Source organism: Microcoleus sp. C2D2 (assembly GCF_036702495.1).
Lineage (GTDB): Bacteria > Cyanobacteriota > Cyanobacteriia > Cyanobacteriales > Microcoleaceae > Microcoleus.
This window is the reverse complement of sequence record NZ_JAUBTO010000085.1, coordinates 13,297-35,864: the sequence shown is the minus strand read 5'-3', so window position 1 is coordinate 35,864 and position 22,568 is coordinate 13,297. Positions and strand designations below refer to the sequence as shown.

The 22,568-nt window shown below is 47.3% G+C and carries 12 protein-coding genes and 1 pseudogene; 6 read left to right on the top strand and 7 right to left on the bottom strand.

What is annotated here, in order from left to right:
- Positions 1-25 precede the first annotated feature (25 nt).
- From QUB61_RS24075 to QUB61_RS24050, 6 genes and pseudogenes are all read right to left on the bottom strand, one after another.
- The gene (locus QUB61_RS24075; RefSeq protein ID WP_333132568.1) at positions 26-5,107 is read right to left on the bottom strand and encodes a hypothetical protein; all 5,082 of its coding nucleotides are present in this window, start codon (positions 5,105-5,107) and stop codon (positions 26-28) included.
- A 254-nt stretch (positions 5,108-5,361) separates the two neighbouring features.
- The gene (locus QUB61_RS24070; RefSeq protein ID WP_333132569.1) at positions 5,362-13,068 is read right to left on the bottom strand and encodes a SpvB/TcaC N-terminal domain-containing protein; all 7,707 of its coding nucleotides are present in this window, start codon (positions 13,066-13,068) and stop codon (positions 5,362-5,364) included.
- Positions 13,069-13,659: 591 nt separating this feature from the next.
- Positions 13,660-13,764, bottom strand: a pseudogene (locus QUB61_RS24065) (IS1 family transposase); the annotation flags it as partial.
- Between the two features lie 8 nt (positions 13,765-13,772).
- Positions 13,773-14,027 carry a hypothetical protein gene (locus tag QUB61_RS24060; RefSeq protein ID WP_333132570.1) on the bottom strand — a complete coding sequence of 85 codons (255 nt, stop codon included), beginning with the start codon at positions 14,025-14,027 and terminating at the stop codon, positions 13,773-13,775.
- An 88-nt stretch (positions 14,028-14,115) separates the two neighbouring features.
- Entirely contained in the window at positions 14,116-14,874 is a 759-nt protein-coding gene (locus tag QUB61_RS24055) for a phytochelatin synthase family protein (RefSeq protein ID WP_333132571.1), read from the bottom strand.
- Between the two features lie 170 nt (positions 14,875-15,044).
- Entirely contained in the window at positions 15,045-15,293 is a 249-nt protein-coding gene (locus QUB61_RS24050; protein ID WP_333132572.1) for a hypothetical protein, read from the bottom strand.
- Positions 15,294-15,591: 298 nt separating this feature from the next.
- On the opposite strand from QUB61_RS24050, the gene QUB61_RS24045 reads away from it, so the two are divergent.
- The 3 genes from QUB61_RS24045 (at position 15,592) to QUB61_RS24035 (ending at position 17,232) form a co-directional block, all read left to right on the top strand.
- Complete coding sequence (locus QUB61_RS24045) at positions 15,592-15,840, top strand: helix-turn-helix domain-containing protein (protein ID WP_333190141.1); 249 nt, start codon at positions 15,592-15,594, stop codon at positions 15,838-15,840.
- 791 nt (positions 15,841-16,631) lie between these two features.
- Entirely contained in the window at positions 16,632-17,093 is a 462-nt protein-coding gene (locus QUB61_RS24040; protein ID WP_333190138.1) for a zinc ribbon domain-containing protein, read from the top strand.
- 13 nt (positions 17,094-17,106) lie between these two features.
- Entirely contained in the window at positions 17,107-17,232 is a 126-nt protein-coding gene (locus QUB61_RS24035; protein WP_333132575.1) for a hypothetical protein, read from the top strand.
- A 638-nt stretch (positions 17,233-17,870) separates the two neighbouring features.
- Here the strand turns inward: QUB61_RS24035 and QUB61_RS24030 are convergent.
- Positions 17,871-18,656: an ATP-binding cassette domain-containing protein gene (locus QUB61_RS24030; RefSeq protein WP_333132576.1), complete on the bottom strand. Its 786-nt coding sequence runs from the start codon at positions 18,654-18,656 to the stop codon at positions 17,871-17,873.
- A gap of 657 nt (positions 18,657-19,313) precedes the next feature.
- On the opposite strand from QUB61_RS24030, the gene ssuE reads away from it, so the two are divergent.
- The 3 genes from ssuE to QUB61_RS24015 all read left to right on the top strand — a co-directional run bounded on the left by ssuE (position 19,314) and on the right by QUB61_RS24015 (position 22,551).
- Positions 19,314-19,871 carry an NADPH-dependent FMN reductase gene (gene ssuE, locus QUB61_RS24025; RefSeq protein ID WP_333132577.1) on the top strand — a complete coding sequence of 186 codons (558 nt, stop codon included), beginning with the start codon at positions 19,314-19,316 and terminating at the stop codon, positions 19,869-19,871.
- Between the two features lie 33 nt (positions 19,872-19,904).
- Positions 19,905-20,939 carry a sulfonate ABC transporter substrate-binding protein gene (locus QUB61_RS24020; RefSeq protein WP_333132578.1) on the top strand — a complete coding sequence of 345 codons (1,035 nt, stop codon included), beginning with the start codon at positions 19,905-19,907 and terminating at the stop codon, positions 20,937-20,939.
- Positions 20,940-21,111: 172 nt separating this feature from the next.
- Positions 21,112-22,551, top strand: coding sequence for an FAD/NAD(P)-binding protein (locus QUB61_RS24015; RefSeq protein WP_333132579.1), 1,440 nt, complete (start codon positions 21,112-21,114; stop codon positions 22,549-22,551).
- Positions 22,552-22,568 lie beyond the last annotated feature (17 nt).

Sequence of the window (22,568 nt, the reverse complement as noted above, 5' to 3'; positions counted from 1 at the left end):
TCTTAACATAGTATTCCAGAATGTGTCAAGAGAAAGCCGTCATAAAATGACGGGGCTTGTACCCAAAATTTTGGTCATACGGTATCGCCAACCAGTCCATGCCAGCATCCGGACCGTTGTACTTAAGCTGAAAACCCGTAGTTTGCGGACAAACATCTTCCGGACCATCGAAGAACAAAGGTTTGCGTTCCAGTTCAATCTTTAGCTCGTAAAAGCCCTTTTTCAATGCAATGGGTTTTGAGCAATTGGCTGGTGCTTCTTCGCTAGGCCAATCATGGGCGAGCAACACCCAGGTTTTTTGACCCCGCTTTAATGTCACACGCCAACGATGCGATCGATCGACTTTCTCAAAATCAGCTACTTCACCCACCAAAGAGGGCGCCCCGGCACTAAACCCATATTGACCTTCGTGTTCAATCAGCAACAACCCCTTCCAGTGAAGGGTGAATGGTTCCGCCCCGCCTAACGCTGCACCGCTGGTATTTGCCATAGCAAAACCATTACGAATAGCCGCAAAGCGTATTTGCTCTGGTGAGAAGGTGGAGCTCATTGACGGCAGGATAGTTGGAATCGGCGCATTCCAGGCGTTTTCTTCCATGCCGAAAGCATCCACACCGCCGCGTAATTCGCGCCAGCGTAAGGTTTGAGAAGAATCGAAGTATTCCGCCAACATTCCCGTTCCGGTTAGCCCTAACAGCGCAGCAAATGCCCCGCCATTGGGTTGCGGTTGCCAAGTAACGGCAGGCGTTTCACCGTTGTCATTTTCCCAAGGCGCGGTTGCCAAATTCTCGTCAGCCCAGAGGTTTTTTAGTAACAGTTTTGCGATATCTGTACCCTCTGGATTGGGACTACTGGTGGCATCCACTGTATGAGCGGCCAAATGTTCGGCGATAATCTGACAGCGCTGGTAAAAGCGATCGAACTCTTGCTGGAACCATGCCCAGCGTTTAGCTTCATTTGGTTCCTGAATCAGTTGTTCTTCTGCTTCACCAAAGTTATTAAAGATAAAAGCAAAATGTGCTATATCTACACGCGGTAAAAAGTAGAGATCGCGCACAGCATTTTGTTCGTCTATTGTCAGTTGCCGAATACGGCTGATTTTAGCTAACACGGCTTCATCAGTGAGGGGAATTTGTGTCCGCAATTCCTCTGCCGTCAAATCATATTGGAAAGGACCAGCGGGGGGTGTATTCCACATCAAAATAGGAGTTGGCTGTGGCAGGGAGACTCGGTATTGTCGCTGTGCAGTGCTGACTGCAATACCGCTATCTATCAATACCGATGGGAAGAAATGTTGCCCCAGTGAAAGCCAATGATTGCTACCGGGTAGTGGTGAAAAGCCAAACTCGTCTCGCAGAGTGGTTTCCATGCGCGTCCAAGTCCACTGTTGGGCAGATTCAGTTCTCACTACAACCGCCATCAGTTTTTGACGCAACATCCACAGCGAATTCTGTTCATCATCATCTGGCAAGCTTAGAGGGGAATCTTTGGCTTCGTTAGCGGGTTGCAAGGGGAAGGGGTCATCGCCTTGCAAATGTTCATCATTAGTAAACAGGAACAGCAATTCACCAACACCAAATTCGGAGGCATAGATTTTTGCCAAGATTTCGCCAAAACGAAGCGTGTGGGTTGGGAGGGCGTGCCAGGTATCAGTAGGGTTGTTGGGGTCAAAACCTGCTAATGCTGACAGCGAATTCAGGTTGTCCATCAGCAATTTGATAAACTCTGGTTCCCGGCAACGACAATGATAAGTATGAATAGAATATTGTTGGATTTGGTAAAGCAAATGTTCTATTGCCCAGTTCCACTTCGTTGCCCCTGAAACCCAAAATGCTAGTAAGTGGAGACGCTCAGCACCAGTCGCATTTGCAACAGGCGGCGTACCATCAGTAAGCCTCAGTTGGAAATCATCCCGGAACATCTGAAAAGCGACCAACTGCCGGATAAAATCTGGGTTGACGTTGTTTGCAGCATCAAACAGTTCAAGCACGTTACAGATGTCGGTTAGTTCTGTAAATGTATATCCGGCGTTCGGCACTGCCTGTAATTTGCGCCATAGGCGGATAAAAATTGCCAGCCGTTTGAGAGCTTCTTCAGTGTCTTTAGGGTCTGGAAAGTCAATGATATACTTATCTAAACAGCACGGTTCACAATCGGGAAATCCTTGTGGGTTATTTTTTAAACCGAATTTGACAAACTCAGATTTCCCTAATTCAATGAATTCGCAATAAGTTAAACAAGTTCGTTCTAAAAACTCAGATACGTGCACGACAACATTAGTCCACAATGTTTTGTCTGTGGAGCCGTGCGAAGCAAAACCGTATACTGTGTACAACTGAATCTTTCCTGCAGCAGCCCGACTTCCGCGCCCTCTTAGCGGGGCGATCGTAATGTTGTCTTGGAATAGTACTGTGTATTCTTCTGGCGTAATCTTGAGGTACTCGATCGCAGTTTCGATCCGAACCGGATAGCGCCACAAATGGCTCTGAAATTCAGCAGTTTCATTGTTGGGGTCTAGGACAAATTCGGTAATCTTTTCGCGGAAGCGGCGCATGGTAGCAAAGCGACTTGTGCCTAACTGTTCTAGATAAGTGCGCGAGACATCTAACGGCTGCGAATAGGGGAGCAAGCAGGAGGAGAAATCGTTCTTTAATTTGTCGTAAGCAGTTTGTTCATCAGTGGGTACGATAGGGGTGGAGTGTTCGGGTAATGCCTCGAATAGTTTCTCTGGGTCATGTTGGAAGGCACCTGTGGGAGTGGTTGTTGAAGTTAATTCATGACCGCCTACCATGTCACTTGCTGTGTTATAAATTACGCCATAGGTCGCATCATGGGCAACCATGTACTCCAGCGATTCATTCACGATATCAATCAAGGGCAGTGGCACTTCTAGATTGGCTTTGCTTGCCAATAGGGTATCCCATGATTTCCGGTGGTCTGCCAGAATAACAGCTAAGATTTGATTTTGATTGACATCTTTAGGTAGCGGGTTTTTGCAGGTAGATTCTGAAGATACCTGCAACAAATCATGCAAGTAAGCAATGGGACCTAGTGGAGATAGGTGAGCGGGTGGGATGCAATTGATTAACGAGCCGTCTGGATTGATGGGTTTGAATCCAACCGATCTAGGTGGTGACTCGGGTACGGATACATCAGGCTTTCCCCAGATGATACCGGCATAATCGTAGGCAACTGAGCCAACGAGTGCTTCTTTGAAGTCTGCTGCGTTAGAAAACTTGCCAATCACGTCTACATTTGTAAAGCCTCGTGCCCAAAGGGCTTCTATGACTGAGAATTGGATTGCGATCGGGCTAATCCCATTAGTTAGATTAACGACACTCTGAATGCAGGTTAACCACTCGATGAATTGCTGTTTTACTTTTAGAACACTGGTTGGATCACCGGGAAAAATGTTGTTCACGGCGATTTCCAATTGGTCTGGATCCCATCCACTGAACGAGAACCCACCTGGATAATTAGCCAACAATTGGTCTAATGGATTGCCCGGTGAACGACTTAGCTGGAGAGTTTCATCGATCGTTGGGACAGGAGGAGGATTGAATACATTGGTAACATCAAAGAACTTACGCAGGTGGCGAATGAAGGATTGAGTTCGTTCTTCTGTTGTGCCGGGTTTGGTAAATTCCGGGAGTAGTGCTGGAGTTGGGTTTAGCAAAGCCTCCCAATTTCCCTTGTTCTTGGCTGCCAACTCGTCCACGTTAGTAACACCGGCACCAAAGCTAGGAACAGGAGGAATAGTGACAGGAGGATTTTTGATTGCAGCGGTTAATGGTGCTAATGGCGGATGTTCTTTTGTAATGGCGCAAAGGATTAAATCTAGATGTCCAGTGATGTCAGTTGACGGTAATGATAATGCTGACCAAAACGCATTGATATCTGCTTCAGGAAACGCTAACCAATTGTTCACTAGCCCATGTACTGGAGTTCCTGGGCTAACTACGAACTCTGGAGTACCAATCTCTTCTGCGGAACCTAGAGCACGCAAGCGCCGTGCTGCCTGGTAACGGTTGATTCCGGCTGGTTCGGTCAGTACCTGGTCATCAAGAGCTTGCTCAATGTTGGTTACAATCTGTGCTTCAGCATCTAGTGCCACCATCTTAAAACGATCTTCCCGGTTGATCTGTGATGGCAGAATGGCGGTGAGGGCATAAAAATAATCTGCCGGAACCTTAAAAACTGGGTCTAATGCTGTTCCTGAAGCCTTCAAGATGACTTTTGCTTCTCCCTTCGGAGGGTTCGGAAATACCGGGAAGTAGAATCCGGCTTGGGTTGCATTAATGGTTTTTTCTTCGCACCAAATGGCTGCTGAGAGTGAGAAGATGAAGGTTTTCAGGCGCTCGGCTTCGGTATTGTGTTTGGTGTAGTAGCTTAGTAGGTCGCCTTCAAAGGTGCGGCGATCGCGCTCTTCATCACTATCAGCATCTAGCGGTCCGGTGTAGATTTCTTCCAATGGGCTTTTGGGTTTTGGAAGCGGGTACGCCATGCGATCCCAGATGATTTCGTAGGCAATGTGGCGACACTGGGCAGCGGTCAAAGTAGCAATAGATTCTGTTGGGCTGTCGGGGGGTTCTGCACTCAACACGGCTTCTACGGCTGTTCGCAGAGTGTCGAAGTTAGGGGCTGTACCATCCTCTGGCAAGACGACGGTTGGGCTAGGTTGCGCTGAGGATGGTAATGCCAGATGTAAGCTGATGGGTTCTAGCTGTGGGAACTCATTTGGATCTACTGGGATGGTACCAAGAACAACAGGTACGTTGTAGTAAATTGGTTTGTGTGCAATTTCGTTGCCGTTACGAGTGATGACGAGGCGCACATCGGCAGTTCGATACTCGCCACCTGCCGGAGGCTCGGGAATTTCGATGACGGCAGTGGCGATCGCTTTTGCGGTTCCTCCATCAAAGTGTTGAACAATTCGGGTTGCTGGATTGTTGGGTGGTAAATATTGTGCCTGACCAATCTGAGAGCCTGCTTGGTTATTGAATGATATTTCAAAAGCCGTGATGGTTAGACCATTCAGGTAATCCGTAAAATCCTCTCCGGAGATGGGTTCTACTGGGTGTAAGCGAATAACGAGTACGGATGGCATTGGGTTCTCCTTTTTTGGGGGCTAAATCTAGCGGTAAGTGAATGTTTTTATGAGTCAGATGTGTTTTTGTGTCGGGTTTTACGCGATCGCTTTGCTGATGAATGGATTTTTTGTTTTCTTCTCAGTTGCTCCTTTTTTAAAATTAGGTGGGTGATGTTTATCGAGAAGGAACTCTACAAAAGTGGGCGATCGCCCACTTTTGTTCATCCTCTAATCCTTTAAATCCTGATGTAATTAGCCTTTATTTTGTCTTTTTAGGGAACTCCGTACAGTTTTCTAATATTCCATTCGAGTTTACCGGTAATTTCCATTCCTTTTCGTTTTGCCTGTTCGCTCAACCGATTGTCTAGCACATCTTGCCTCTTTTTAGCCTCAGAGGGAGTCAAGCCAAGATCGTCAAGATCGGACAACTTCTTTGATGCTGCTGCAAATTCCGCATCCGAAAGCTTCCTCAAAACCGCTTTGTATTTATTGTTGGATTGGAGTTCAGCAACCCAAAGTCCTTTCTCGTGATATTGCTTAAGCAATGCCTCAGCAAGCTGGTGGGGTCCCCCAATAACCCTACTGTTTTTTTCACCGATTTCTCTACCAATGATATTGTTGCGAAGATCGATGGATTGGTCGGCTGCATTTAAGGTGTCAAACTCCTTTGTAGAAGCGTCTTCATTGGAAATGGCATCAGGGTTCTTTTCATGAGCATCCGCGAATTCTTTGGCAGTTGCTTGACCGAAGTGTTTAGTCAATAGTGCCTGCCAAAGCGTATGGCGAAAAGCATTCACCTGAGACCCCTCACGTTCATCATTTTCGGTCAGACCTAGTTTGGTTGAAAAACGTACTGCCAAGGTGTTAAGTGTTGGCTCTTCAGTTTCTACTTTGTCATCAATAATAAATGTTTTGGTCTTCATTGCAGCGCGGGGATTCCGAATACCAGCCCATATTTCTTTTACCGTTTTCCACTCCCAAAAATCTCGCCCGTCTGGGTCAATTTTACAGATGGGATTGTCATCGACGAATCCATAAAGGGCTGGCAGCAAATTATTCCTACTGGTTGTATTATCTGGTGAGTCTGTTATATCAGGAATATTTAAACTCTTCGCAGTGTCAGTTATATTAGCATGCTTATTTTGATGGTTCTCATCAGAATGTGAAAGACTGGGAGGATCAAATTTTGGCTTTTTCTTGGACAAAGGTTTAGGATCACATGCTACCCATTGACATATCCACGATGCGTAGTATCTCGCTCCAAAGTAATAAAGCCCATTTTCTTCATCTCGTTCCTTACCTGTATATCGATACCGCTTGGCAGCCGCTTTGATGTTTTTATTCACAGATTGATATGACGTGCTGCCATAGGGGTAATATTCTTCATAGGAAATGACATTAGCTTTATCATCCAATTCCAGACTAGCCGAACCAAGATGGGTGCCAAACTGAAACCGAATAAGTTGTGTTGGAGATTCATCACCTGGATTGGTAATAGTCTTAATCTCCACCAACGCAATTCGCTGCTGATTATCCATAACGTGCAGCGTCTCGCGCTCTAGCTTGATATCATTCCCATTGCTTTCAAATTCGCGATAAATCTCAAACCCACCCAGATAAATGCGCTCGTTCTTGCGCGCCCCGTTTTGCCATTCAGTAACCTTACGAACGCGCTGACCGCTAGCATCATAGACATAGAAAGTCGTCTCCGGTACTTTATCAGGAGGCAACGTATCATTCACCGCCTGCCGCGCAGTCGCACTCAACTCATCCTTGTAATCCCACTGCATCAACGTCAGATGGGGCATACTCGTCATATTGCCGTGGGCATCGTAGCTGTAGGGTTCAGTCCTTGCCCCCACCGTCGTACTACTCAAGCGATTGCTCTGCTTGCCGGGTTCAATCAAACTCGCTTCTTTGTAAGCATAGGCACGAGTCCAATTCCCATTCGCCGCCTGATGGATTAACTTCTCAAAATTACCCACCGCGTCATAGACATACTGCTCTGTATAGTTCCGGATCGCCTGCCCATCATTGGGGTGAGGCAGATTGACGCGGAACTCATCATCCCAATTGGTTTCTGGCTGCCCAGCCTGCCCGATATGCTCACGCCCAATTGCCTCAATCAGACGGTATATCGGATCGTAGATATAGTCACAGTGGGGTAGTACCACCTGACCCTTGAAAAAGATCGTCTGCTGGGCATCATCTCGAATGCGGGTAATATTGCCCACTGGGTCGTAGGTATAGAACAAATCCTGCAAGACTGCCCCGCCCCGTGTGGTCTTCAGATGAATCAACCGGAAGGTTTTCTCATCATAGGTATATTCGGTTTTTGCCCTATTCCCGTATTCAATCAGGGTGCGCTGTCCCTTCGCGTCACGGTCAATATTCGTCACCCCATGGAAATTCGCCGACTGCGGCATCAGTAACGCCGTTGGCTCCGTTGCTTCCCCCAGCCAAACATCCATCCGCTCCAATAAATTCGCCTCATTATAACCAGGACGGATCACATTGAGTTTCGTATTCGGTTGGTTGCTGTGGGGCGCGACTAACTGAATCGGGCGATTCAGGGCATCATAGCGACTACTGCTACTAAAAACTTCCATTTCTAAAGCAGGATTGCTCGACCCCTCAGCAATGGTTTTGTAATCTTGCACCAGTTGGCGCGTGCTGCTGACTAAATTGCCCTTAAAGTCAAATGATCCATTCGTGGCAACCCCCGCACTATCAAAATGCTGATAAATTTTGCCCCGATGGTTTTGAGCGTCACCTTGCCCTTCCCCATAAATTGTTTTTTCCGCCAGGATTTCTGGATCGCTGCCTGTTTTGACAAATAATTGCGTCGGACGCTGCAAGGCATCATAGGTGTTGCGGAGAAAATGGTTGCGGCTATCCCACATACGGATGGGCTTACCCGCTACATTGTTCAACATCCAGCGATCGCCCGCTTCCATACTCGCTTGATGAATCTGCCCACCCAGCAAGTCATAGTCATAGGTCATGACGGTGCGCCCACGCGCATCGATCGCCGATCGCTGATTGCCCTCAATATCCAGTTCAACGCGAGTTTCATAGTTACCTGCATCCCCGTTATCAGCAATAGTCAGAAACGTGCGCCCCAGCGAATCCAGGTGAGCAATGGTTGGCGTTCCAGCGTGCTTCGCTGCTTTCCTCGCTGCTGATGCTTCGGCAGAGCGAATGTGAGCATTCTCAGGATGGGCGCGTCCTACCCGATCGACATCAGGCCATTCTTCTAGAGCCTTTGCCGGGTCAATGCGGAGGTCATACCAGGTTGGTAGATAATCTGTTTGCGGTAATCGCTCAAAGAAACTGCCGACATCCGCATCCGTCTTCGGATCCGCAATCAACACCGTATCGTTCACATCCCAGGTAGTTTGCTGCCACGGATCGAACACCACCTTTTCAAACGTATGATTCGGATGCAGTGTCGCCACCACCCGTTCCGCCGGATCGTAGAACAAAATCGGAGTCACCCCAGCCATCACCATTTCTGGCTCAGCTTCATACAGATGGGTCGAACTAAAGAAAGGTTCGTATTGTTTAACTGGCTTGCCCTTGTTGTTATAAACCGTGCGCCCATTCCCCACCCAACGGGGATTCGTCGGTGCCAGTTTCGGCTTGCCCGTTTCCAGAATCAACTTGCCTGGTCGATCGGGATTCTCTGCATTCGATTCCCGTTGCGGTGCATTTCCCGGTTCCGCCTGTACCTTTATCTGCACTTCTCGCCCAAAGCCATCGGAATAACTAAACGTTACCTGAACAGGCGACTCCATTCCATTGGCTGAATTGACGTGTTGTTCGCGGGCAATAGTCGCTGCAAAGACTGGTTGACCCGAATTCTGGAAGCGATGTAAATCGTAAATAGTGCGAGTTGTAGCATTACCCAAAAGCTGCTTTGCTGTTGCCCTTGGCTGTTGCAGAAACCATTGCACTTGTTCATCACTCAAATCTGCGATAAACTCCTGCAACGAATCACCGCTTTCTGACTCACCCGCCTCAACCTTGCCCAAGACAGCCGCACCCGCCACCATTCCCAGAACGTCAAACGCTACTTGAGCGCGATTCTGGTTGGGGTCGATCGCCATTCTGGGCTGCATTACGCGGTAGTCATGCTCGGCTTTGACTTCATTGCCGATCGCATCACGAGTTTTTGTCACCATCAAGTCATAGCCGTCATATTCAACAGTGGTGATATTGTTGAACGGGTCTTCAAACCGATGGGGCAGGAAAAAATGTGCCCGGGCAAAAGCCAACTCCTGGGCAGAACTTGCACCTAGTTCTGGATGATGAAAAACCCGCCCAGACGGAATCCACCAGTTAGAATCGCCCTCGCTGTGGAGATAGCCGCCTTCAGCCAGCATTTCCTCAGTGACGCGATCGCCATACACCTGTGCTAACAAATCGGGTGTAAATGCCAGCTTGTAGCTTTCGTAGGGCAATGCCAGCGATTCCAGCACACCCAGCGGCAGAGCATCCGAAAGGTCGTTTTTGCGATAAAGCGTCCGTACCCGCTCAATCAAGCGCTTTTGCAAACTGCCATCCGGTTGCATCTGGTATTCCAGTAATGCAGCCGTTTGAACAGTATTCAAAAGATTGATTAAGGCAGGGCGTTGACCTATCCTTTCCTTTGAAAAATCGCTCTCGCTATACCCATGCCCCGTTAGCTCGTAAGTGCAGATTTCATAGGGCAGCGGTGTGCGATAGGCATCGTCTTCCAGGACTGGATTGGTAACGCGATTTTCCGTGTAAGTAATCAGCGTTTGAGTTTGTTTGATCTGAGATGTTGCACCATTCTCAATAAGCTTTTTATGAACAGGCAAGATGCCTGTTCCACAAGAAAATTCACTCTTTGTGAAACAGGCATCTTGCCTGTTCTTGAGAATGGTGGAAGATGTGAGTTTAATCCGATCGTCAGGATTGGATAACAAAGGCTGCCGCCGTCCATATCCGATCGCCACAGCCTTCAAAACATTGCCATACTCATCAACCTGCAAAACAACCTGATGACCGACACGCGGATCGACTGGATTGCGTTCGTAGTGGTAATCGATCGTCTCGCGTGGATGCACGAAAAAGACAGCGTGACGATTTGCGCTCTTTAGCTGCACGAGCTCGATCGTATAATTCTGCTCTGAAACACTGTAGGGATGCTGGCTCTTATCTGTCCCGTCATCAGCGTAGATTTCCTGCCGCAGAATCGACCCTTTGAGCGATCGACAGGCTTCCCGTTCTTCCTCCAACGTTAGGCCATCAGGCAGCACCGCATCCGGTAATAGCGCCGCCAGGGCATCCCCCTGATAATACTCGTGAATAAACAGGTGCGAAATCCTGTCCCGATCGAGATATGCCCCATTGTGAAACCAAGTTTTAGTATGCACAGGTGGCACAAACGAAGCCGCATCCAGATTGGAACTGTCGGATGAGACTTCTCCAGGCCCAATCGTCCCAATCTCCTCAGTATCCCACTGCTCCACCATGCCAAAGCCGCGAAATTCTCGCTCTACCCCATCGAAGTAGCCGTGGTGATAGGCCGATCGCGTGACAAAGCGATTGCGGCTGATGCGATCGTAGGTTTCCACCCGTTCCACCACGTGCACCGGAAAGGGCAACTTTGTAATCCAGGGCTGCCCCGCCAACTTGTCTTGTAGATAGAACTTAGTAGAAGGTGCATACTGCACAACCGTTTCTGCACCCAGATTGTTCACCGTTTTAACCAGCAGATGCGGCTTTTGTCCGCCCATCAGGTCGATATACCGCATCACGCGGGTCGTATTTCCCAGCAAGGGCGAAGACCACACCAAACAAACGGTTCCGTTGCCCAACAGGTCGATCGTCGTTACCGAAGCAATACTGTCGATCGCAGGAAAACGCCTCAAAACTCGCCTTGCTGCCCAACTGTTCCCCGACTGATTGAAATAGACCTGCACCCCCTCAGAGCTCAGGTACAGAATATCCGTCGTTCCAGACCCATCAATATCCGCCAACAAAATCCGTCGCTGATTGAACAAATCTGGCACATCAAACCAGGGCGCATTGTCCATCGTCACCTTTGCCCCAAATCGCCCATACCCCAGATTCGCCCAGTAACAAACCTCTCCGTTACGAATCCGCACAATATCCGTCAGCCCATCCCCTGACATATCCGCCAGATGAATAGACTGCATACTGTCAGCAAACACCACACGCGGCCCCTTCTCTTCATCCCAAGGCTGACTCACCCACTCCGCAGGTCCGAATCCGTCTTCTGCTAGGGATGGATGCCACACAAAACAATTGTCTTCAGTAATTAGAATGTCGCTGTGTCCGTCGCCATCCAAGTCGATAAACTTTAGGTTCGGGCTATCCCAGTCGATTACAGGCAACGACTTAAAAGCAACAAACGACTTCCAGCCTTCATCCTGAGTGCGTTCGTAGAAACCCGGTACTGCCCCCCGCAGCGTTACCACATCAAGCTGACCGTCCCCCGCCAAATCGAGGAACTGAGCGCCATTCGCTAAGCCGCTGGCAGGCTTGCTGGCAACCAGTTCAACTGAGGAAAAACGTGCCTCAATATGCTTTGGGCCATTGTTATGAACCGTGTTAATCGGGCTGAGATTGCGCTTATAAAACCACCCATTGCCCTGTTCCGTCAAAATTCCCGATAACCCTTCCCCATCCAGATCCACCCACTGGTAGCGCGTGCCATCTAACCCTTGGGGCAAATTTTCTAGACTCGCAGCATCGACCTCACGCACCGTCTCATCAATGCGGGGTTCGCTGTAAGTAAACTCCAGCGGTGGCAGAGATTTTGAATGATAGCCCCCTCGTGAATCGCGCTGATATCCCGTCTGCGTCACCGAGAACAACAACGAATAAATAGGATTGCGAACATCGGTTGGGTTTTGTTCGTAAGAATAGGCGAAATCTGTCGATCGCACCAAGCAATCGAGTCCCACCCCTTCCTCTTCTGGGAAATGATGGAACATCAGCACCCGCTGACAGAGACGATAGGTACGAACTTCAAAGCCAGCCCGGTAGGAAGAAAATGGGTCGTTGCGAACAGTCCACACCCCTGAGTCATTCGGTTTGGGATTCGTCTGGTTGTGTTCCCCATAGTCAAACACCGCCTCAAACATCCAATCTGTTCGCAGGCTCAGATTTTCACCCGGTTGTCGGGGCGTTCGGTTTCCATATTTAATCCGCTTCAGGTAGCGATTAACCGATCGGCTCTCCGGGGTTCGATTGCGCTCATGTGTCTGTGCTGTAATAACCCCATCAGAATTTTCCGCTTTGTACTCATAACGAATCGCATTACCCTTATCGTCATAGCTTTCGCAAATTAGCCAGCTAAATACACGGGTTGGATTGTCGGGACTGGCAATCTGGCTCTCAGCAGTCTTGCCGTACAGGGTCGTAATATTGTCTTTAGAAGTCGATCGCCAGTGCATCTCTCCCGAATCCACCTTTGTCCAGCGTTCGATTCGGGCAAACAATCCCTCAATTCGAGGGCGATATTTGCGAATATAGTATCCATCCCGCAGCGTTTCATCAACCGTGCCATCTGATTTAAGCACCGGCACCAAATCTTCTGCACCCGAAAGAATTAAAACATCGGACTCCTCAAAGTCCCAGTAGCGAGGCAAACCCTTGTCTGTCTTCCGCGTAATCGAAGGCACCGACAGATTCCAGCCCAACCCGAACATCCCATTGCCAGCCCCAGAGTCGTAGGCCGCGGAAAGTTGCGGGCTAAACCCAGAGCGACCGGGACTGGTGGCGATCGGGACTGACATCGAGCCAGTGCCTGTCACCGGATTGGCGGCAAACTTCTCGCCCATTCCTTTAATCGCCCCACCCCCTTTGGGCAAGGATACGGCTGGAGGAGGAGAAAAGTAGCTTTTCTCAGGTTCAGAATCTTTACTATTTCCCTGGCGGGTTGATGAAGCAGTGGGATTCGAGATGGGTTCGCGGTTGTTCATTAGGGATTCTCGCGGGGGTGAACGGAGCGCAATTTATCCTGATACCGAGCAAAGCTGAAGGCGATTCGCTAACATTAATTAATATTTTTAGGCTTAAAGAGGTGAGGAACATTAAGACATTTCGGTCTTAATATTCCCATAAATGGGATTTCCTTACCTCCCCGCATTTGCTTTTTGAGCATAGCGATCTCTTTTGGATATTTAAGCGCATAGAACACTAGGTTTCGCGAGAATTCCCGCGTACCAATTCCAAAACTATATGTCTATTTTGTTATTGACTTTAATTACGATTTTTCCTTACTTTGCAGCGGCGTACTCAACCTTTAAAATCTACTTTTAGTGTAGTTTTAATTTAGTTCCAACGTCAAGAAATACGTTACATTACGTAACCTTGGAAAAATTAGTCCTAGAAAACCGGGGTTTTAAACCCAATTTTGTGATAATTTTTTTTGATAAAAAACCTACATCGGGCGCGATCGTCTTTGTAGTTAATGTTACAAATTTCAATATTTCCCAAAGGTAGTTTTCTTGGTGGATGGAGACTGGCAGCGTTGTCACAAAATTTAAACAGGACTTCCTCCGGCACACTACATGATGAACATTTTTGACTCTCTCTATCGCTCGAAAACCCATACCCTTGACATAGATTATTAGGCATTTATGCTTAATTTTTGGAGCGTAACCCTTATGGGGTTGCTAGCATTTTATGAATTGCCTATTATATAGCCTTTATCATAAAGATGAGGTACAATAACAGCAGTTCCTCTAACCAATTCCAAATATTTTCGCTCTGCAACTTCATTAAATGCAAACTCTAGGGCTTTTGCTAACTCTTGATAATTAGTCGTCTTGATAGAACGGAGAATATTTTTAAGTGGTGAGCCGAAATTTTTAATTGGGGGAAAACCCGGCGAATAGGGCGACAATAGCGGTTCGATCGCGTGGTGAGATATGCCCACGGAGGCCTATGCCCACGGAGGCCTATGCCCACGGAGGCCTATGCCGGATAGTACCTCATCTTTCGCTCGAAAGGCTATAAGTCTTCTTTCACTGACGCACAACAAGATAGCCGCGTGTCTTTTGAGAAATTGAATCAGTAGTATTCATCGCTTTCCAAAGATTCTCAGTAGAAGCCCATACAGGCGGATATTTATAACTGGCTACGTCTTCAATCAGAAATCGATCGCTTTGCTCGTGATAGGCAGCGAGGGGAGAAATATGCCCACTTTTACTTTGACCCAAAACAGAGCGTTGGTAGTTCACGATTATATAGTCGCCTGAACGAGCAAGGTTGGCTTTAGCTTGGGCACGAAATTGGTTAAGTGTTGTCTCCGACGCATAGTAGACTTCAACTTTGACGTTGTGACTTCTCAGCAAGGCAGCTAATTCATCAAGAGTCATCCCCGAAAAAGTAACGGCATATGGGGAACGGATGCTCTGGGTTTGACCGTCAAAAAAGCTGTCTTGGGTTAGGGGGCGATATCCCTGTCTTTTGGTGCCGATTGCATTCAGAACCATTACACTACTAGCCACACCACAAAAGGCTGGACGCTTTTGGGTTTCAATGTGGGTGCTAAGCGGTTGAAAATCCTGTTTGCTCTTGCTCTGGTTCAGTAGCTGTTGTCCTTGTGGTGACTCTAGAGAAACCAAAGTTTTCGGAAGTGGTTGCCGCTCAACAGAAGGTGGCGAGAAGACTTTCCAGGTAAAAACGCTTAAACCTGTGCCGAAGATTAGGAGAATACCCCCTCCAGCTTTTATTAGTCGCCCTCGCCATCGGTGCTTTCCAGACTTGGGATTTAAGTCCATATCTTCATCTCTCTCAAGAACAGTTGTTTGAAAAAAGCAGTCCAAATATTTCTCAACTAATTAAAATCTCTCAAAACTCAAGATTGAGAGGGGCGATCGTATCAACACACCTCTTTCTACATTAGTCGCAAGGGTACACTAAACTGACCGCCTTCGGAATTTGCGATCGCTCACCAGCCGGCACTTGCCTCTGCAGGTTGTATTTTGCGGTAGTCGAACTCTCGATCGCGGACGTAGAATACAGCATCCGCGACTTTATTCAACATGGGATTGAATATAAAATTAGCTCGTTCATTTCCTGACCGCCATACAGCGATCCCTGCACCGGTATCCCAATAAATGCAGGTGAGTGAGGTAGCGGAAGTATTATCCGCTGTCTGTGGCGATGAGGGAAATGCGGTGAGAAAAATGAGCTGCAAGCTTTCGGTGTTGATGAACGCCGAGTGTGGCGGTTTACCCCTCTCTTGAGTGTTTAGCTAGCCAGACGGGAAACCCCACACTATAACGATCGAAGGTTAGTGTGGGATGAAACGCGCGTTAGACTCCTGATTCCACCTGTTTATGACCTCAAAAGTATAGTTTTGAGGAATGAACAGGTGGATGACGACATCAAAGCACAACAAGTATTTTTATTCAATAGGCCAATCTTGTTGTTCGATCTAATTTTTTAATTGCTTGACACGGAATAGCATTTTCTGGAACATTTTTGCTAAATAAATGCGTAAACGTCGTAACGCAATGAAGACAAAATACCAGGATCAATTTTATCCCGAAACCAATCAGAAACTATCCCTTAACCACTGGTTAAGAATTTGCCGTTATTGGTATAATCGGCAGTTGGGCTCTCGATTTGATTGGTGGGAGATGGAGCACTACTGTGAATGCTTGTCCATTGATAGCCAGTATCTCTGCACCCAGGGAAAAGCCCAACTACTACTCGCAAAAACAATAATTGCCTATCATTAAGAAAGACTTGGTAAAATTTTTTCCTCGTGGCGATCTCTTGAACTTTAAACAGGTAGATTTAACTATCCTGCAAGATGTATCTAAGGAGTAGATAAAGCCTTTGCTCGGTTTATTGTAGGGGACAGTAAGGATGGAAAGTCGGGCAGACCCCGATTCAAAACTGAAGCAGATTACCGAACGATGACTTTTTCTCCGGCTAATAATGATTGGATGAAATTGGTTCGCAAGAATTGGATTTATATTCGATTGCCGAAATTAGGGGTCATAAAAGTTCAGATGCACCGCGAGGGTTCCCGATGGATTTATATCATTTCCGGTTACACCGGAATGATGTTGACTGTTGACTGTTGACGGTTGACTGTTCACGGCGTCAACAGTCAACCGTCAACAGTCAACTCGAATTTACTATTCCGATGCTAACGGATTTGATATTACCATCAAGCAAGCTAGTGTAACCAGAAAGGTTGATGGTTGGTTTATTCAATTAATGTTTGAAGACTCTTCTGTTCCCGAGTTCACACCTGACAAAGTTAGCCCTAATTGGGACAACTCAATCGGTTTGGATGCAGTGCTCCACGAAGATGTCTATTTGGCAACGTCGTTAGGCGAGAAATTACCCTCGTTAAAACCGCTTCGCAAAAATCAAGCTAAGTTAGACCGTATTTCAAAAAAACGAAATAAACGGAAACGAGGTTCTAACTCGACGTAACTTAGCTAAAAAAGAAGCAAAACAACACCAAAATATAGTTTGTTTTAGCCAATATTTTCACTATAAGACGGCTCACAAATTGGTGAAAACGGGAGCTCAATTATTTTTTTATGAAGAGTTGAATTTGAAAGGTTTGACTAAACGAAATAAAGTCAAGCAAGATGATGATGGAACTTACCTTTCAAACGGTCAATCAGCCAAATCCGGACTAAACAAGTCTTGGCTACATGCTGCATTCGGTCAATTTTTCAAGACGCTGGAATACATAGCCGAAAAAGCTGGATCAGTCGTCATTCCGCAAAAACCTGCTTATACCTCAATGGTTCTGGGCTATCGGAATGAAATTATTTTCACCGATTGTGGTATTCGAGAGTATTGGGATGAGCAAAATTCTTTGATGGTCGATCGTGATATTAACGCAGCGCTCAACCTGAAAAGACTGGGATTGGACATTTTTCCCAGTATAAAACGCGCCCGGTGGGAATCTTTCTATAGTAGGAACTATGGAGGACAGTACCGCGAAGGAAATTTTGTAGACCATTGATCGGGCTGCAAAGATGCCTACACCAATGGTGACAGCTTGTGTTGGTGTAGGAGTCTGTCACGAAAGACTACCTGAAACTTCACCGACTTTCGGTTACAGGACTTACGCAACTGTCACAGCGGCGGGCATCAACACCTGATCGATGACATAGAAAGAGCGGGATGTTTAAGGTGTTCAATTAGATGGTTAGAAAGCAATTTGTATATTCCGTTTTATAGGTATATAGCAATCCTTGCAGGAGTCGTAAATTTTTAACCCCACCCCAGCCCTCCCCGATGCCTTGGGGAGGGAGTAAGAAATTCACAAATGATTTAGGATTGCTATATAGCAATTCTTGCAGGAGTCGTAAATTTTTAACCCCACCCCAACCCTCCCCGCGAGTTCGGGGAGGGAGTAAGAAATTTACAAATGATTTAGGATGCTATAGATAGTTATCTGCAATAGTTTCACCCGCTTGGCTTGGGGACAAGTTCTTATTTTAATTGTTTTTCCCTATTCTATTTCACTTTCTGTACAAGTTAAGGATGCCAATCAACTTTTGTCCTGTCTCTCAACTAGGGTGGTTGACAATATTTTAATTTTGTAAATTTTATAAATTTAATAATTAGACGAATCTATTCGGATTAAAATTGTTTAAGCGCTGTAAATTCAACTTGAAAAACTTTAACTTTTGTGAAATCAGAGCGTTGATTAGTGGGCATTCTCCTGATAATTTAGCATAATAAGTCCGACTGAGCCAGACAACTTGCTATTGAGATAATTTATGCCAAGCACCGTTTACCGAAACGCCGTTATTGCAAACTTTTCGGCATCTTTACTACTTTCTTTTCGCTCCATAACGCGGTGCAAAATGGTCTCTACTTTCGCAGCAAATACAGCATTTCCTCTCTGCCTCGGTCGTGGGATATCAATATCACAGTTCATTGCAATTTGACCATTTTCTATTAAAATAACTCTGTCAGCTAGCACGACTGCTTCTTCTACGTCGTGAGTGATCAGTAGCGCGGTAAATCCTTTTTCTTGCCACAAATTTTCTAACAATTGCTGCATCTCAATACGGGTCAAAGCATCTAAGGCGCCGAGGGGTTCATCAAGCAGCAGCAAGTGCGGTTCGCAGGCGAGGGCTCTTGCTAAAGAAACTCTTTGCTTCTGACCGCCGGAGAGTACAGCGGGCCAATCGCTGGCGCGATCGCCAAGCCCTACAGCGTGAAGGACTTGCATCGCTTTATAGCGAGTGCTTTCTTTAGCATTTAGTAGCCCTAATTGCACGTTAGCCAGCACTTTTTGCCAAGGTAGTAGCCGTGCATCCTGAAACATCATTCTCACTTTGGAGTTAAGTTGTTTAGACGGCTTTCCGTCTAGAAAGACCGTGCCTTGACTGGGAGTTTCTAGTCCGGCGATTAAGCGCAGCAAGGTACTTTTGCCACATCCACTGCGACCCACAATTGCTACAAATTCTCCGGGATTTATTTCGAGGTTGATATCCCGCAAAATTTCAATGTTTCCAAATGACTTCTGGAGTTTTACTAATTCTAAGCGGATTCCTGAGAGTGCTGATTCCATTCTAAAAAACCTCCATATATCTCACAATTTATCGCACAGGCTCATAACAATTCACAGTGAAAAGTTAAGTGTTAACTTTATTTCGCTTGCAAAAGTTGCTGTTAAGCAAGTGTTAATTACCCTGCTGCTCACCGATTCGGGTGAAGAGCAGATTAGCATCTCTAACTTTAATCTACTGTAAGTCAGTCAAGTTATGGTATTTTACGATTATTAAACAAAAGTATTGCATAGGTATCTACAAAAAGCAAGAGAATTTTTTCCGAAAATTGGGGAACTTTGATAAAAAATTGTTAAGAACAAGCAAACCCTCTTCCTGTAAAGGTTCTGCTTGTTATAGCGACCCTCAGGGGTAACTCTCCTTCCCTTACTTCTGGGTGAATTCGCATCCGGTGGCGAACCGGTTTCTGTTTTTGAGTCCGGTGAGAGTCTGCTGTATTGGGGGGAAATAACCGGACAGTTGCTTTGGGCCGAGATTCGCGATCGCACAAAATTTGTATAAGAGTTATCAAAATTTACATCTCAACTTACTTGCTTTTTAAAATTGACCGTGCTAGCTTACTATCTATAATATACGGTAAACCTACAAACTTACCGTATTTATGAGCGATTCCGTAAATCGTTCATTTTTAAATGAGTCAAAAACAGGAGGACTATTAAATGGCTAATGTTGTTGCGATCGCAGGTAGCCCGTCTCATCCATCCCGGTCTTTTGCGGTGCTGGAATACGCCCGCCGCGCTGTCGAGAAAGAGGGACTGAGTACGGCATCTATCAACGTCCGCGATCTCCCGCCAGAGGTATTAATTTACGGACAATTCGCGAGCCCAGACTTAAAAGCAGTCAATGATTTAGTAGTAGAAGCCAAGGGCATAATCATCGCTACGCCTGTTTACAAAGCAGCTTACACAGGCGTACTCAAAGCTTACTTAGATTTGCTACCGCAGAAGAGTTTAGCTGGTAAAGTTATTCTCCCCATCGCCACCGGAGGTACGCTGGGTCACTTATTAGCAATTAACTACGCCCTCAAACCAGTGTTATCCGAGCTGGGCGCTAGTCATATCTTGGCTGGTGCCTATGTTTTAGACACGCAGATCCAAAGTTATGACGAAACAAGCGTACAACTTGAAGAAGAAACAGAACAAATACTGCGATCGCAGTTGCAAGAGTTTGTTGGCGCCCTGCAAACTGGCAAACCCGAATTAGTTGGAAGTCTCTGAACGGAAAGTTAGCAACAAACAATATTATTGTTTATGCTCAAAAGAGTGATTTCATTCCTTGCTCAATTATGGCGATCGCACTTTTCCCTAGCAGTGCTATTTCTATTAGGAATCGGCTTGAATTGGGCGATCGCCGCCTGTAACAATACTCCCACCCCTACGGGCTCTGCAAGCCCCGTCGCTTCCCCCACAGCAACTGCAGCTAAGGTAGTCCGCATCGGTCATCAGAAATTCGACCCCTTCACCCTAGTCAAAGCTAGAGGCGGTTTAGAGAAACGCTTGCAGCCTCTAGGTATATCCGTTGAGTGGAAAGAATTTCAGTCAGGCCCTCCGATGCTGGAAGCACTAAACGTCGGCAGCATCGACATCGGGCGCACCGGGGACGCTCCTCCAGTCTTTGCCCAGGCTGCTAGCGCGCCTCTGCTGTACATTGGTGGTAGCGCCCCCAAAGACCGCAGTTCAGGTATTTTAGTCCCTGCTAATTCGGCAATTCAAACCCTTGAGGATTTGCGGGGAAAGAAAATAGCTTTTACAAAAGGTTCAAGTGCCAATTACCTATTAGCAAAAGCACTGAAATCCGCCCGAATAAAATGGAATGATATTGAGCCGGCAAACCTGACACCAGCCGATGCCAGAGCTGCCTTCCAACAAGGTAACGTAGATGCTTGGGTGATTTGGGACCCCTTTTATGCAGCAGCTCAAGCGCAAAAAGATGTTCGTGTTGTTAAAGATAGTAAAGGACTAGCCGCTAACCGCGATTTTTACTTAGCTAATCAGTCATTTGTTTACCCTAATTTCAAAATCATTGAGGCAATTAGAGAAGAAACTCAAGCAGTAGCGACTTGGGCTGATGCGAATCCCGCAGAAGTAGTCAAGATTCTCGCTCCCATTCTGAAAGTTGATGTTTCTATCTTAGATGTAGTCACTCGACGGCGGAGTTATGGATTTGAACCGATCCAAGCTGATATGGTTGCCGAGCAACAGGAAATTGCCGATACTTTTTTTGAACTTGGCTTAATTCCCAAGCAACTCAAAGTTGAAGAATTAGTTTGGAAACCAGGTAATTAAAAATCCCCCCTTGTTGCTAAGTGTGGGAGACTGAGGCAGCGATATATTTTCATAGATCCGATGTCTTAAAAATAAATACCTTCCTAAGCTGTCGCGCATTTAAATTGTATATTCAGGGCGGGCGGGACGCCCACCCCACAAGACTTTGATTTTTTTTTGACAGACAATTTAAATGCCGCAACAGCTTATTCTATTTGATGCTGATAGGGTTCCTAAAATGCTGACTTCCGCTCCTATAACAACGATCGCGATCGTCGGTGCTGGCTTTAGTGGTTGTCTCGTAGCGGTTCACCTGTTGAAAACAGCCAACCGACCCCTGCTGATCGAGCTGATCGATCGCAGTCACGAGATTGGCCTTGGAGTTGCATACAGCACCTATGACACCAGCCATTTGCTGAATGTATCTGCAGGCAAAATGAGTGCCTTTTCCGACGATCCCGGTCATCTGCTGCGCTGGCTGCACGATAACCGCAGCGAATTGGCGGCATTCCTGCCCAATGACCTGAACGCCAGCAGTTTCATTCCCCGTCATATCTACGGGCTTTACATTCAGTCGATTCTGGAGGAAGCTGAAGCCGCCGCATCGAGTAACGTGCGGCTGGAGCGCGTCATCGATGAAGTGGTGGCAGTGGAGCCACAAGCCAAAGGTAAAGGTGCGATCGTCTCCCTGCGCAGCGGCCGTGCTTTCGTGGCAGACAAAATTGTGCTGGCCGTGGGAAACGCGCCAGCAGTTCCCAGTGCATCGCCAACTAAGGACGATGACACCCCCTACCTCCGCCATGCGTGGTCAGCTTCGGCCTTGGCAGGGCTTGAGCTTGATGCGCCGGTGTTGCTGATTGGCACTGGACTGACAATGATGGATATGGTGGTGTCGCTCCACTCGCGCCACCATCAAGGCAAAATTTACGCCGTGTCTCGCCGCGGCTTGTTGCCGCTGACCCATCGATCGACCAAACCCTACCCCGCCTTTTTGACCCCAGACACCGCGCCCAAAACGATTCGGGGCTTGCTGCGGTGCATTCGGAGCGAGGTGCAGACGGCGGCCCAGCAGGGCTACGACTGGCGATCGGCGATCGATTCCCTGCGTCCGATCACCCAGCAACTCTGGCAACAACTCGGCCGCGCGGAGCAGCGACGGTTTTTGCGCCATGCCACCCCCTATTGGGATGTGCACCGGCATCGGATTGCCCCTGAAATGGGGGATGTTGTCGGGGAAATGCTGGAATCAGGGCAACTGACAATTACCGCAGGGCGCATTCAGGACTATCAAGCGGTACCTGATGGGGTGGCTGTTACCGTTCGCGATCGCCAAACGCAAAGGAATCGGGTGTTGCAGGTCAGCCGCGCGGTGAATTGCACAGGGGTACAAATAGATTATCGCCGATTGCCCCAATCCCCGATCGCCAATTTGCGTGTCCAAGGGTTGATCCGCCCCAACGACATCGGTTTGGGATTGGATACTGCGGCTGATGGTGCCGTATTAGATGCTCGGGGCAACCCTTCAAGTCTGCTCTATACTTTGGGAACCCCGCGCAGAGGTGATTTATGGGAAACGATTGCTGTCCCTGAACTGCGCGAGCAGGCACGGGCACTGGCTGCGACGGTGTTGTAGTCGCCGCCAGTGCGGGG